Below are 13311 nucleotides of genomic sequence, written 5' to 3'. Positions count from 1 at the left end.
GAAGGGGAATGAAAAATGCGAGTCACTGCCCAGCAGTCTTATGTGTCTATGACGCAGAGTTTTAACGACCTTTCCAGCGATCTTTCTCATGTCGTCACGCAGATGGCGACGGGGAAAAGCATTCTGTTGCCGTCTGACGATCCGATTGCGGCGACCCGTATCACCCAGCTTAACCGCCAGCAATCGGCCCTCGACCAATATCAAACGAATATTAATTCCGCGTCGGCGGGGATGAGCCAGCAGGAATCTATTCTCGACGGCGTCAATAACGATCTGTTGGCGATTCGCGACGATCTGTTGGAAGCCGCGAACGGCACCAATACCGCTGAGTCATTATCCAGTCTGGGGCAGGATATCCAGTCGATGACTGAAGCGATGGTGTCGGCGTTAAATTACCAGGATGAAGACGGTCACTATGTGTTTGGCGGGACGGTGAACGATCGGCCGCCGATTGTCGCGATGGATGAGGACGGCGACGGCGTGACCGACAGCTATACCTACCAGGGGAATGGCGATCATCGCCAAACTACTGTCTCCAATGGCGTAGAGGTTGACACCAATGTGGCCGTCAGCGACTTCTTCGGCGATAGCCTGGATGTGCTGAACACCTTAACGTCATTATCGAAAGAGCTGCAGGACCCATCGGTTGATCCTGCCGATCCGCAGGTACAAAGCGACATTCAGAATGCCATCGATACGGTAGACGTGGCCTCTGATGAGCTCAACGCCTCCATCGCCACCATTGGTGAAACGCAGAATACAATGACCATGCTCAGCGATGCTCAGACGGATATCTCAACGTCCAACGATCAGCTGATCAGTCAGTTGAGCGATCTGGATTACGGCCCAGCTTCCATTACCTTTACCGGACTGGAAATGGCGATGGAAGCCACCTTAAAAACCTACTCTAAAGTGAGTGAGTTGAACCTTTTCAGTGTGATTTAACAGCGAGCAGTAGCTCAGGAATAGTATGCAGGTCGGTTTAAATACAACGTCACTCTCCGGTAGCGGAGCGCTTAATCCTTCTGTGCAGCAGCACACCGTTGCGCAGAATGCCCCTGTCCGTCAAAAGTTACCCGCAACGGCGAGTGATTACCCGGCCTCACCGCTTATTACCACCCGGCCTCAGCGTTATAGCGTGCAGCTTAACGATCAGCTCACCACGCTACAGCAGGCCGATCACTATCTGGGACAACTGGAACAGCATTTGCTGGATTATCGCCATGCCTCGCGCCGTGGCGGGCAGACGCAGCAGCAAAAGGGTGCTGAACTTACCCAGTGGCTGGATAAAAGAACGGCGTTATCCGGCGGTGCGGTGGACAGGCAACTGCGTCCGGTTTTGCAGGGCGAGGCGCGAGTGACTTTTCACGCGCCTGAACTGGCGCAGATGCTGCAAAAAGATGCCATAAGCTCGCGCATGTTTAGTGTTTCCGATGGGCGGCAAACGCAGCACTCGGCGGTGGTGGTGGGTGAGGATATGGATCCAGGCCAGTACAAGATAATGATGAGCAACGCGCTGCGTCGCGTCGGCGTACAGGTGCACGATCGGCAGGGCACGTTAACGTTCTCCACCACGGAAAAGCAGTGGTCGCAGATCCAGCAAACCCTGAGCGTACGCGATGTCGGTGCGAAGTCATCAGCGTTTACCCCGCTGAAAACATTTGCCGATCCCTCACGTTCAGAGGAGCTTCAACAGTATGTAGCACAGGGCGGAGCCCGAACTCAGGACGGATTACAGCAGGCGTTGGATATTATTGGCGATCAACGTGCGCAAATGGCTGCCCAGCAGGAGAAGGCCCGGCAGCTCATTGACGGTATGGCGCGTTTTCCACAGGCAGAAAGTGCGGTGCAAGCCTCTGAATCATTGGGTGGGGTATTGGATCATGCTAATCACAATTATCAGGTATTAGCGCAGGCGGTGAATGGACAAGCCCGACTTTCCAGCCAGACTGTCCGTAGTTTATTAAGTTAATTCTGCTGGCATGCTTTTGTTGAAAAGTTAAATACAGAGGGGTCTGTGATTAACAGACCTCCGACATCCCGAGTAAAAATCAAATTTTGCTGCGGAGTTATATGGAGCCACCATGTATGCAGGTTGTGCTCAGTGACAAATGCCCCGAAATTAGCCATACGAGAATCGTTTTGATCGGTTTTGGTGGTACTAAAGTGAAACTCACCCTGTTTATATGAGCCGGTATAATGATTAATACACGATGCTACTTTAAACGTAGAGGGCATTTTATTATTTTGCTCCAAAGGGACGAGAGTGATTGTGGTGCTTTTATCCAGAGAATTTGCGATAAGTTCATAATGTACGTTTTTGCCAGTAGTAAGGTCGTAATTGGCAATGACCGTATTTTCAATGCGGGCATGAGCCGTCAATGTGAAAAATAGTGTGAAAGCAGACAGGGCAGGGAAAAAGAAATTATTTGCATTTTGGCATTTCATTTAACATTTTCTCCACTTCTTTAATTAAAATACCATTCATTTCATTATCTTTATTTAGCCAGTTGTCAAAGCTTAGCGCTAACTGCCACTTATCATTGCATTGATTGCTAAGCACAATATCAAGGGCGAGTTTGTTCAGTGAGACCCGATAATACAAGGTCATCGAGGCGTTATGGCTTACCAATAGTGGGTTGAGCTGCTCGATACCGGGAAGAATATGCGTTGAAACAAGCGATGATGATTTCTTATTCTCACCTGGGTCGTAAAGTTGATATACCGTAACATGGTTGGCATTTTCAAGCGTCTCTTTAACCAATTGCGGAGCTTCTTCCATTTTAGTGACAGACGGTGCTTTAAAATAAGAGATTAAAATAAACAACGACAGCGCGATAACGATAACGGGTAAGGTAATCAGAACGGCTCGATAAGGATGCCGCCTGATAGCCGTTTTTCTCTGGTTTCTTGACGATAGTTGACTGTTAAGTAAGGGTATTTCCCCATGATTTGTTGATGAACGCATTTCATCAAGCGCAGGGGACTCAATAATCTCGGTACGTTTCTCGACCTCATCAATGGTGCTGTCATCAGCCACAGCTTCATTAAGGTCAATAGTTTCAGTGAGGTAGTTTTTATTAAATAAATACCCTTTTTTGGGTATGGTTTTTATAATTTCTTGCTGCTTACCGTCATCATCGATCGCAACACGCAGCGCATGAACGGCTGTCGGCAGGCTATTTCCACCGACGATGCGATTCTTCCATACTGCGCTCATTAAATATGACCGAGATAAAACGACATCGGCATTTTTAGCTAATGTCTCTAACAGAATAAAATGGTATTCGCCCAGGCGACGTATCTCGCCTGTTTCACAATGGATTAACGCATTAAGCGAGGAATCCATCCGCCAGTTGTTGACTACGATACTCATCGATTTGTATACCCGTGCAAGATTTTATATCCCTGGTGTCACACCGTTAAAAATCAGTGCATTAAAATTCTGGAGAAATTGAAATTTCTTTGTGCTATGAAGCTGCAGCTGAATCGCTATTGAGTGTTTTTTATGCTATCCAAAAAAGGATTTGAAATGTAGCGAAAGTGCCCGAGACTCACAATATAAAAGTACAGGGTATTTGCAACTAAATGTAAAACATGGCTATAACCAGGCTTTTTAAAGTGATTTCATCTAGGGATAATCTTATTCTTATCAAAAAGTTAACCCGTATGGCGCGTAAGCAACCAAGCCGTTATTAGATATTTCTAATAATCTTTTAATTAAATCTTGATTGAGATCTTCCTTAGAAGGTGGTTTTTTGGGGAGGTAGCACGTAAAGCTAAAATAGAGGTGGAAGCGTTTTTTCTCTCGCTAATGATGTTGTGTAACGCGTCAAAAAAATTTTCTGCAGCGCTTTAAGTTTTCCAAACGGGTGGTCGTTTTTACAGAGTATCGAAACGAAAACGATTATTCCCAAGGAGCAGTACCATGTTATCGATTAATACTAATACCGCATCAATGTCTGCTGTAAATGCTATCAACAAAAGCAGCGCATCACTGTCTACTTCTATGGAACGTCTGGCGACAGGTAACCGTATTAACTCCTCTGCAGATGACGCCGCGGGCAAACAGATTGCCAGCCGTCTGACCGCGCAGTCCAGCGGCATGGGCGTTGCATTGAGCAACATCAACGATGCCACTGCCATGCTGCAGACTGCCGACAGCATGTTTGATGAAATGACCGACGTACTGGGCCGTATGAAAGACCTGTCTACTCAGGCGGCGAACGGAACGTACAGCGATGAAGATTTGCAGGCAATGCAGGACGAATACGATGAACTGGGCCAGCAGATGTCCGATATGCTGCAGAACACCACTTACGGCGGCACTAACCTGTTCGGTGTTTCCGGTACCAGCAACACCGGTAAAGACGGTCTGTTCCAGAGCGGCGTAACCTTCCAGGTTGGCGCTGAATCTTCTGACACCATGACCGTTGATATCTCCAGCCAACTGGACGCTCTGGTTGGAGCACTGGGTCAAGTTAGCGCCTCTTTCAGAGGCGATCAGGCTGATGCTACCGGTAATGCCGGTGTTTCCGGTGGTTCTGAGCTGACCACTTCTGGCTCTGCAAACGCGATGATCACCACTATCCAGACTGCAATGGACGACGTGTCTAAGATCCAGTCCAAACTGGGTGCATCCATCAACCGCCTGAACGACACCGCGGCTAACCTGACCAGCATGCAGGACAACACTGAAGTGGCGATCGGTAACATTATGGATACCGACTACGCGACGGAAGCGTCCAACATGACCCAGCAACAGGTGCTGATGCAAACGGGTATCACCATGCTGAAGCAGTCCAACAGCATGTCCAGCATGGTTTCCAGCCTGCTGCAGTAATTCCTGACGTAATGCCATTCACAGCACCGCCACCCGGCGGTGTTGTGCTTTCCGCAACCGGGCCTTTGCCTGGAAACCTTCCTGAGGAAGGGAAAATTCATTTCCGCTACTAATTTAACTTACTGAATATCAATAATAAAAAATATTGGCATGCGTTTTGCTATTACATAACTAACGTTGCACGGAGTCACTGATTATGAGTTTTACGAGTCCGATCCAAAAATTAGCACAAGAATTTGCCTACGCAGACATCGCCACCCAGGCAGCAAATCTGCAGAACCAGCAGAACGAATTGAATGCAGAGAGCAACGGCCTGGACTCGTTAAGTTCGGCGCTCACCGACTTTCAGTCAGCAATTGATGCGCTTAACAGTGACACCGACGGCCCGCTGACGTTTTCTGCCACCTCGAGTAATGAGGCGAATACGGTGTCAGCAAACTCGCAGGCGCAGGCGGGAACCTATTCATTCTATGTCACTAAACTGGCGCAGGCGCAGCAGACAACCTTCAATATGAGCGACGACACGTTTAGCGCTTCCGGCACGTTTGAGCTAACGATGGATGACGGCACGACCATGGATATCGATCTCGCGGCGGCTGATGAGGATGGCGACAGCTTTATTGATGCCAGCGAACTGGTTGATGCAATTAATGACTCGGATGACAACCCTGGCGTGTCAGCGGCCCTGGTCAAAACCGATGGGACAACCACCATCATGCTGACTTCCGATACTACGGGAGCGCAAAGCGCATTCTCAGTAAACGTAACGGGAAACACCTCTTTCTCCGATCAGATTACAGCCAGCAAAAATAACGTCACGGATGCGCAGGACGCAGAAATTCATCTGGGAAGTCAAACCGGTCCTGCAATCACCAGCAGTAGCAACACTTTTGACGATGTGATCCCCGGCGTAACCATGACCTTCACAGAGGCCAGCGATCCTGATGATCCTAATGATGTGACTACCTTTACCGTCGCAGAAGATTCCAGCGGTTCGCAGGAAAAGGTACAGACTTTTGTTGATGCTTATAACACGCTAATCGACACCATAGATTCTCTCACCAGCTATGGCGATGACGACACGGCAGCCGGGGTTTTTGCCGGTGATGCCGGGATGAATTCGCTGGCAAATCAGATGGATGATATCGCTCACGCTTCATACGGCGGCGTATCGATTGTCGACTATGGCATCACGCTGGATTCCGACGGTCACTTACAAATCGACTCCACCCAGTTCAGCGAAGAAATGGAAGAAAATCCGGACGGTTTGACCTCTATTTTTGTTGGGGAAGACAGCATGGTCGCGCAAATGGACGACCTGATGGACAGCTATCTGGATTCCAGTAACGGCATCATTGCCATGCGCCAGGAAAACATTGACGACCAGCAGAGCAAAATCCAGGACGAAAGCGATCAACTGACCGAAACCTATAACACCAACTACGAGCGCTATGTGGAAGAGTACACCAATACGCTGGTTGAGGTGTACACCATGAAAGTGAGTATGGCCGCGTTTATGTAACCGGCCGATTTAAGAGAAGGATTAAGAACCAATATGTACGACACGCAGGATGGTTATTCGCAATACAAAGAGATGGATCTTGCTGCGCGTACGGCAGCAGCATCGCCGTTAGAGCTGGTGCTGGTGCTGTTTTCGGGACTGATGGACGAACTGGAACGCGCGAAAAGCCACATTGAGAACAAACGCTACGAGCGTAAAGCGCAAAGCATCAATAAATGCATCGATATTCTCAACGCCTTAACCAGCTCGCTGGAGTTTGAAACCGGCGGTGAGCTGGTGGTGAATCTCTCCCGGCTGTATGACCACTGCGTCTACCGCCTGTATGAAGCCAGCGGCGAATTGTCGTTAGAAAAAATTGATGAAGTGATCCTCATCCTGACGAATCTGCGCACAGGCTGGGAAGGTCTGTCGGCAAAACTTGGATAAGGCGATGGAAAGAGAACGTCAGCAACAGCAGCTTTATGCCCTGGTGGCGGCGATGAACGATGCCCTGGATCAAAAACGGTGGCGTCGATTACCAGGTCTGCATCAGCAGGTGATGCGTGACTTTCATGCCTATGCTGCCTGGGAAACTGACGCCGAGGCGCTACGGGAAGTGAAAAGCAGACTGCTGGTCGCGTTTGAGACATTAATTGCGCGGCGAACGCAGCGTGCGGAAGAACTCAAAACGCGGATGGAGAAACATCAGCAAAACCAGGAAGGAATGTTGGCGTATTCAATGGTTAATTTAATTTCGGAGAAGGCATGAATCCTGTATTACTGGCCTCGGTCAGTGCGTCGGCAGAGGCCACACCGGAAAAGGCGACGATTTCGGCGCCGTCAACCCCTGAGGGCGGCAGCGCATTTTCTTTATCCCAGTCGGGACTGAACGCCGCGGCTGAGCGGTTGATTGGCGCAAAACTGAGTCATCAGCAGACATCGGCGGCTGCACATAAACAAGACGACGCGACTCCGGCAGCCATGCAGGCATTGCTGGCTATGCTATTGGCGCAACCGACTCAGGCAGCCCCGGCCGATGTACAAAAGCAGCCTGATGGCGACATGTTGAGAATGCTGGCGCAGGTGCAAACCACCCATTCGGGGTCATCATTGCTGCGCCAACTGGCGAGCGCCATGGCCCAGCCGGAAAAAACATCCGCGCCATCGGCTGATCAGCACACAACTGACTTATCGTCACTGCCGCCTAAGCTGCAAACGTTACTGGCGTCACTCAGCGAGGATTTGCCGCCAGCAACCCCGGATCAACAGGCTAAGCTGGCGACGTTTTCCGCCCAGGATCTGCGAGCGATTGCGCCGGAGCCTGCGTCACTCTCGACCTCCCAACAAATTTCTGCTCGGGTGAAATCAACCCAGAACCCCAGTCCTCGCCCGGTGGTGGAGAGAAAAACCGCTGGCGTGACGGTCAACCCTGCGCTCTCTACGCAGAATTTGCTCAATACCGCGGCGCAGGGAAATCAGCCAGTGAATCCACTGACCGAGCATAACATCGTGTCGACGCCAGTTTCCGCACCAGTGACGATGTCAACGGAGGAACTCGGGGAGAAACTCACTGCGCTGCTTAAAGACAGAATTCAGTTCCAGATAGGTCAGCAACAGCAAATTTCGACCATTCGTCTTGATCCTCCGTCGCTGGGCAAGCTTGAAATTGCCGTGCAATTGGATGCAGGGAAGCTGATGGTACATATCGGCGCAAATCAGAGCGATGTCTGCCGCTCATTGCAGCAGTTTAGCGAAAACCTACGTCAGCACCTGACGGCGCAGAACTTCATGGAAGTCAATGTTCAGGTCTCTTCCGAGGGGCAATCGCAGCAGCAAAAACAGCAGTCAGGTCATCAACAGGATGAGGTGGCGTCAGCATTAGTGCTCAATGATGAACCTCAATTTCAACGGAATGAATCCGTTCTGATCAAAGTGTAAAAGCAAAATGAAGAAAATCGTTATCGCGTGTGTGATCAGTTCCGTCGTCGCTTTGGGTATTGCGGGGGGGGCCGGATGGGGCATTTATCATGCTATGAATAAGGGAACCACGGCTGCGGCAGCGACTCCCGCTCACGAAGCGGAAGATAGCCAGGATGAGTCCAACAATATTTTTGTCTCCCTGCCAGAAACGGTGGTTACGCTGCATGATGATGAAGGCGGCGATCGCTATATGGTCGCTGAGCTGGTGATGGTTGTTGATTCAGAGAAAGACGCTGAAAAAATTAAGCAGGACGAACCGCTTTATCAAAGTATTACCGTAGATGAGCTTTCGAATATGAAATATGAAGATATTCGGGCGCTGAAGATCTCCGAAATCAGAAAGAAAATATTTGAAAATCTGAAAGTTGAATTAGCGAAACGCAAAATGGCGACACCTTATAAGGAGATATTGGTGAAAAAAGTCGTTTTCCAATAAGCGACAAGCCAGGAAATAACATGATACAGGATGCTTACGAGTCAGAAGACTTTAATGCGACGCCCATGCTTACGCCAAAGCAAGAGAGCCATTATTTACAGGCTTATCTGCCGTTGGTGCGCAAAGTGGTGCGTCAACTTGCGCCGCAATGTACCTGCGTTATGGATAGGCAGGATATGGAACAAACGGCGTTGATGGGATTGCTGAATGCGATTCGACGCTACGGTCAACCAGACGAAGGTTTTGCCGGTTATGCCGTTCACCGCATACGCGGCGCAATTCTGGATGAGCTGCGCAGCCTCGACTGGCGGCCTCGCCAGCTACGCCAAAAATACCATCAGATTAAAGATTTGATTCGTGATGCGCGCACACAGCTTGGGCATGAACCCTCATGGGAGGAGTTGTCCCGACGGGGATTATCGTCTGAGGATTATCAGGAATACCAACAGCTGGAAGGTGCGGAAACGCTGGCCAGCCTGGATGAATTACTGAATGGCGATATGCCGATAGCACCGCTCGAAGGGCGTGGGCTGGAAGAGCAATTCGTCACGCAGGAAATGTTGAGTTACGCCCTGAGCCAACTCAGCGAAAAAGAGGGCCTCGTGCTCTCAATGTATTACCAACACGATATGAATTTAAAAGAGATCGCGCTGGTATTAGGGCTGACCGAAGCCCGAATCTGTCAAATGAATAAAAAAATCACGCACAAGATTCGTGATTGTTTATATCCAGACTAACAATTCCGAATCAACATGCGGAGGACGTAATGCAAAAGATTTTTGGCTTATTAGTGGTTTTGGGCTGCGTATTTGGCGGCTACTTTGAGGCTGGTGGGCAGTTAATTGCTATTTGGCAGCCAGCAGAAATTATTATTATCGTTGGTGCCGGCCTGGGGGCGATGATTATTGGGAACCCGGTACATGTGCTGAAAGAGATCGCCCATCAGATCAAAGGGGTGATCAGTAAAAAGAAAATGGGACCGGAATTTCAGCGTCAGCTACTGATGTGCCTGTATGAGCTGCTGGAAATGGTGCAGAACGGTGGTCTGCGTATGCTGGATCAGCATATCGAACAGCCGGAAGAAAGTACCATTTTCCAGAAATACCCGCTGGTGCTGACTCAGAAGCGACTGGTGACATTTATCGCCGATAACTTCCGTCTGATGGCGATGGGTAAAATCGATGCCCATGAACTGGAAGGGATCCTCGATCAGGAACTGGATACCGCTGAAGAGTCTTTGTTAACCCCTTCGCGCTCCTTGCAGCGTACCGCCGAGGCGATGCCTGGATTCGGTATTTGTGCTGCGGTACTGGGCATTATCATCACCATGCAGTCTATCGATGGCTCCATTGCGCTTATCGGTCTGAAAGTGGCGGCGGCGTTGGTGGGGACATTCTTAGGGGTATTCATCTGTTATTGCCTGATGGACCCGCTGGCAAACGCCATGGAACAGCAGGCGCGGGCAGAGCATTCGCTGCTCGAATGCGTTCGTACCGTTCTGGTGGCGCAAGCGGGCGGTAAACCGACGCTACTGGCGGTCGATGCTGGCCGTAAACTTCTCCATCTGGCCTCTAAACCCACTTTCGCCAATCTGGATGCGTGGGTTAATGCGATGCTGGAGCAGGAATAAGCATGAGGAAGGGGCCAAATCGTCGCGATCGCGGCGCGAAAACCACCATTATCCGCCGACAAATTAAAAAGAACCATGCAGGCCATCATGGCGGGGCGTGGAAGGTCGCCTTTGCTGACTTTACGCTGGCGATGATGGCGCTGTTTATGACGCTGTGGATTGTGAACAGCGTCAGCAAGGCTGACCGCGAAAATATCGTGGCGGCGCTGCATGGCCAGTCAATCTTTAACGGTGGCGGTATGGCGCCGTTAAACAAGCTGGGCAAACTGCCGATAACGCCAGGCGCGCAGAAGAAAAACGTCACGCGCAACAAGCTTGATAAAACCGTGAATCCACAGGAGACGGCCAGGATCACGGAAGAGAACGCTAAAAAGGCGCTGGATGTGAATGAGAAAACGGCGTTACTGAAACAAAAATCAGCCCAGGAGTTAGGCGAGCTGGCGACCGACATTAACGTCATTGCCCGCAAGGCGCATATGGAGACCAACCTTGAGATGGAGATTGTTCCTCAGGGGTTGCGCGTACTGATTAAAGATGATCAGAACCGTAATATGTTCGAACGCGGTAGCGCCAAAATTATGCCGTTCTTTAAATCGCTGCTGGTTGAGCTGGCCCCCGTGTTTGACTCGCTGGACAATAAGATCATCATCACCGGGCATACGGACGCGATGAGCTATAAGAGTAACATTTACAACAACTGGAATCTGTCAGGCGACCGCGCATTGTCTGCTCGACGCGTACTGGAAGATGCCGGAATGCCGCAGAATAAAGTTATGCAGGTCAGCGCAATGGCCGACCAAATGCTGCTGGATGCGAAAAATCCGGAAAGCGCCGGCAACCGTCGCATTGAGATCATGGTATTAACGCAAAGCGCTTCTGATACGCTGTATCAATATTTTGGCCAACACGGCGAGAAGGTCGTACAACCGCTGATTGATAAGCTGGACAAACAAAAGCAGGTGACTTCTTTACGTCAACATTCTGCTCCCGTCACGCATTAATTTGATTCCCGGTCCTCCACGCAACGTGGGGGGCAAATTATCCCGCAGGAAGGCAATGTGATAGATGTAACCCATATTATTCCATTGGATATTCATACTGATAACGTCACGGATGTGACCTGTCAGGGCGCGCATTTCGACCAGATTTCAGGGATCTGGTACACCGAACCTCATGAGCTAAACGGGGGGCTTCGTGACTATGTCTATAACACCGACAGTTTTAACATCGTCGCGCCGTACTATCTGGTAATTACCTCGAAGATGCACTGCTGGAACTGCCACCAGCTCACTCATATTCACGGAGTGATGTTTACCCGGTTTATTAGAAAGGAGCATGATGGCCAAGGCTGGCAATCTATTCGACGGAATACCTTTCTGTTTCATATTAATTCTCTGCCTGAAGAGATAAAAAAGAACATTAAGGCCAGCAATTACTATCTGGATAAAAGTAAAACCACCGGGCTACGTTACTGGATGAATCATTGTGAAATTTGTGGAGAGCGTCTGGGTGACTATGAGCTTTTCTGCGTGGAAAATGATGCATTTCGCCTGATGACGATCGAAAAATTGCTGCGGGCAAAGATTCGCAAAGTGAATAAACTATTTGTCAGTACGGCGGGTAATCCCGCAGAACATAAGACCACGGACATCGTACGTTACCTGTGCGATGCGCGCTTTGTCATGAATGGTCCAGCGTAAGGCATAATCAGACTTCTCACACCATAAAAATACTGTATACTTAAACAGTGTTGTGGGAGGCGAGTCATGCGCAAAATCATACATGTTGATATGGACTGTTTTTTCGCGGCGGTGGAAATGCGTGATAATCCAGCCCTGCGCGACATTCCCATTGCTATCGGCGGCAGTCGTGAACGCCGGGGCGTTATCAGCACGGCCAATTACCCGGCGCGTAAATTTGGCGTACGTAGCGCAATGCCGACCGGAATGGCGTTAAAACTGTGCCCGCATCTCACGTTATTGCCTGGTCGATACGAGGCTTACAAAGAAGCCTCCCGCCAGATTCAGGCGATCTTCTCCCGTTATACCTCGCTCATCGAACCTCTTTCGCTGGACGAAGCCTATCTGGATGTGACCGACAGTGCTCACTGTCACGGTTCCGCCACGCTGATAGCGCAGGAGATCCGCCAGACGATTTTCAACGAGCTACAGTTAACCGCCTCCGCCGGGATTGCGCCGGTTAAGTTTCTGGCAAAAATAGCCTCCGATCTCAATAAGCCCAACGGGCAATATGTCATTACCCCCGCTGATGTTCCCGAATTTCTCAGAACGTTGCCGCTAGGGAAAATACCCGGCGTAGGCAAAGTTTCTGCCGCTAAGCTGGAAGCGATGGGATTGCGTACCTGCGAGGATGTTCAAAAATACGACCTGGCCATGTTGCTCAAACGTTTTGGTAAGTTTGGTCGCGTGTTGTGGGAACGCAGCCAGGGCATTGATGAGCGGGATGTCAACAACGACAGACTGCGCAAATCTGTCGGCGTTGAGCGTACGCTGGCAGAAGATATTCATGAATGGGCTGAATGTGAGGAGATTATTGAGCGGCTATATCCCGAACTGGAACGACGTCTGGCAAAGGTAAAACCGGATCTGTTGATCGCCCGGCAGGGAATTAAACTCAAGTTTAATGATTTTCAGCAGACCACGCAGGAGCACGTCTGGCCGCGCTTAAGCAAAGATGACTTAATTGCGACAGCGCGCAAAACCTGGGATGAACGTCGGGGCGGGCGGGGCGTAAGGCTGGTGGGATTACACGTCACGCTGCTTGATCCACAGCTGGAAAGGCAACTGCTGCTGGGAATTTGACTCTGATGTATTGCCGGATGGCGGCGTAACCGCCTTATCCGGCCTACAAATCAGCGCGTAGGCCGGATAAGCGCAGCGCTATCCGGCTTTATTACAGAG

At 50.1% G+C, this 13311-nt stretch carries 15 protein-coding genes; 13 read left to right on the top strand and 2 right to left on the bottom strand.

Annotation, left to right across the window (positions count from 1 at the left end):
• Window positions 1–15 precede the first annotated feature (15 nt).
• A complete protein-coding gene (gene flgL / locus AC534G_RS20030) occupies window positions 16–945 on the top strand; it encodes a flagellar hook-associated protein FlgL (protein ID WP_038637642.1) in 930 nt (309 codons plus the stop codon).
• Window positions 946–970: 25 nt separating this feature from the next.
• Window positions 971–1972 (top strand): hypothetical protein, encoded by a 1002-nt coding sequence (locus AC534G_RS20025; RefSeq protein ID WP_038637645.1) that lies wholly within the window; start codon window positions 971–973, stop codon window positions 1970–1972.
• On the opposite strand, the gene AC534G_RS20020 is transcribed toward AC534G_RS20025, so the two are convergent.
• Entirely contained in the window at window positions 1969–2448 is a 480-nt protein-coding gene (locus tag AC534G_RS20020) for a hypothetical protein (RefSeq protein ID WP_038637648.1), read from the bottom strand. The genes AC534G_RS20025 and AC534G_RS20020 overlap by 4 nt on opposite strands.
• Window positions 2426–3376, bottom strand: coding sequence for a transcriptional regulator (locus AC534G_RS20015; RefSeq protein WP_038637651.1), 951 nt, complete (start codon window positions 3374–3376; stop codon window positions 2426–2428). Before AC534G_RS20015 ends, AC534G_RS20020 begins: the two co-directional genes overlap by 23 nt.
• A 552-nt stretch (window positions 3377–3928) precedes the next feature.
• On the opposite strand from AC534G_RS20015, the gene lafA reads away from it, so the two are divergent.
• The 11 genes from lafA (at window position 3929) to dinB (ending at window position 13212) form a co-directional block, all read left to right on the top strand.
• A complete protein-coding gene (gene lafA / locus AC534G_RS20010) occupies window positions 3929–4843 on the top strand; it encodes a lateral flagellin LafA (RefSeq protein WP_069323864.1) in 915 nt (304 codons plus the stop codon).
• Between the two features lie 196 nt (window positions 4844–5039).
• Entirely contained in the window at window positions 5040–6365 is a 1326-nt protein-coding gene (gene fliD / locus AC534G_RS20005) for a flagellar filament capping protein FliD (RefSeq protein ID WP_038637655.1), read from the top strand.
• A gap of 33 nt (window positions 6366–6398) precedes the next feature.
• On the top strand, window positions 6399–6791 hold the full coding sequence (gene fliS, locus AC534G_RS20000) for a flagellar export chaperone FliS (RefSeq protein ID WP_003843794.1): 393 nt from the start codon (window positions 6399–6401) through the stop codon (window positions 6789–6791).
• Window positions 6792–6795: 4 nt separating this feature from the next.
• Window positions 6796–7113: a flagellar protein FliT gene (locus AC534G_RS19995; RefSeq protein ID WP_087856476.1), complete on the top strand. Its 318-nt coding sequence runs from the start codon at window positions 6796–6798 to the stop codon at window positions 7111–7113.
• Entirely contained in the window at window positions 7110–8282 is a 1173-nt protein-coding gene (locus AC534G_RS19990) for a flagellar hook-length control protein FliK (RefSeq protein ID WP_110498699.1), read from the top strand. The genes AC534G_RS19995 and AC534G_RS19990 overlap by 4 nt, the downstream gene beginning before the upstream one ends.
• A gap of 7 nt (window positions 8283–8289) precedes the next feature.
• The gene (locus AC534G_RS19985) at window positions 8290–8760 is read left to right on the top strand and encodes a flagellar basal body-associated FliL family protein (protein ID WP_038637667.1); all 471 of its coding nucleotides are present in this window, start codon (window positions 8290–8292) and stop codon (window positions 8758–8760) included.
• Window positions 8761–8780: 20 nt separating this feature from the next.
• On the top strand, window positions 8781–9497 hold the full coding sequence (locus AC534G_RS19980; RefSeq protein WP_038637670.1) for a FliA/WhiG family RNA polymerase sigma factor: 717 nt from the start codon (window positions 8781–8783) through the stop codon (window positions 9495–9497).
• A gap of 29 nt (window positions 9498–9526) precedes the next feature.
• The gene (motA, locus tag AC534G_RS19975; RefSeq protein WP_006685923.1) at window positions 9527–10390 is read left to right on the top strand and encodes a flagellar motor stator protein MotA; all 864 of its coding nucleotides are present in this window, start codon (window positions 9527–9529) and stop codon (window positions 10388–10390) included.
• A gap of 2 nt (window positions 10391–10392) precedes the next feature.
• Window positions 10393–11391, top strand: coding sequence for a putative lateral flagellar export/assembly protein LafU (gene lafU, locus AC534G_RS19970; RefSeq protein WP_110498698.1), 999 nt, complete (start codon window positions 10393–10395; stop codon window positions 11389–11391).
• 57 nt (window positions 11392–11448) lie between these two features.
• Entirely contained in the window at window positions 11449–12090 is a 642-nt protein-coding gene (locus tag AC534G_RS19965) for a DNA primase (RefSeq protein WP_199981041.1), read from the top strand.
• Window positions 12091–12156: 66 nt separating this feature from the next.
• Complete coding sequence (gene dinB / locus AC534G_RS19960) at window positions 12157–13212, top strand: DNA polymerase IV (protein ID WP_038637679.1); 1056 nt, start codon at window positions 12157–12159, stop codon at window positions 13210–13212.
• Window positions 13213–13311 lie beyond the last annotated feature (99 nt).

Source organism: Citrobacter sp. CRE-46 (assembly GCF_059615875.1).
Note: the sequence above shows the minus strand (reverse complement) of the source record. Positions and strands in the feature narration are given on the sequence as shown.

What these genes read in the sequence shown, in the direction of transcription:
- AC534G_RS20020 (WP_038637648.1), bottom strand. Translation starts at nt 2,448, where the DNA reads ATGAAATGCCAAAATGCAAATAATTTCTTTTTCCCTGCCCTGTCTGCT.
- AC534G_RS19995 (WP_087856476.1), top strand. Translation starts at nt 6,796, where the DNA reads ATGGAAAGAGAACGTCAGCAACAGCAGCTTTATGCCCTGGTGGCGGCG.
- fliD (WP_038637655.1), top strand. Translation starts at nt 5,040, where the DNA reads ATGAGTTTTACGAGTCCGATCCAAAAATTAGCACAAGAATTTGCCTAC.
- lafA (WP_069323864.1), top strand. Translation starts at nt 3,929, where the DNA reads ATGTTATCGATTAATACTAATACCGCATCAATGTCTGCTGTAAATGCT.
- AC534G_RS20025 (WP_038637645.1), top strand. Translation starts at nt 971, where the DNA reads ATGCAGGTCGGTTTAAATACAACGTCACTCTCCGGTAGCGGAGCGCTT.
- AC534G_RS19985 (WP_038637667.1), top strand. Translation starts at nt 8,290, where the DNA reads ATGAAGAAAATCGTTATCGCGTGTGTGATCAGTTCCGTCGTCGCTTTG.
- motA (WP_006685923.1), top strand. Translation starts at nt 9,527, where the DNA reads ATGCAAAAGATTTTTGGCTTATTAGTGGTTTTGGGCTGCGTATTTGGC.
- lafU (WP_110498698.1), top strand. Translation starts at nt 10,393, where the DNA reads ATGAGGAAGGGGCCAAATCGTCGCGATCGCGGCGCGAAAACCACCATT.
- dinB (WP_038637679.1), top strand. Translation starts at nt 12,157, where the DNA reads ATGCGCAAAATCATACATGTTGATATGGACTGTTTTTTCGCGGCGGTG.
- AC534G_RS19990 (WP_110498699.1), top strand. Translation starts at nt 7,110, where the DNA reads ATGAATCCTGTATTACTGGCCTCGGTCAGTGCGTCGGCAGAGGCCACA.
- flgL (WP_038637642.1), top strand. Translation starts at nt 16, where the DNA reads ATGCGAGTCACTGCCCAGCAGTCTTATGTGTCTATGACGCAGAGTTTT.
- AC534G_RS20015 (WP_038637651.1), bottom strand. Translation starts at nt 3,376, where the DNA reads ATGAGTATCGTAGTCAACAACTGGCGGATGGATTCCTCGCTTAATGCG.
- fliS (WP_003843794.1), top strand. Translation starts at nt 6,399, where the DNA reads ATGTACGACACGCAGGATGGTTATTCGCAATACAAAGAGATGGATCTT.
- AC534G_RS19980 (WP_038637670.1), top strand. Translation starts at nt 8,781, where the DNA reads ATGATACAGGATGCTTACGAGTCAGAAGACTTTAATGCGACGCCCATG.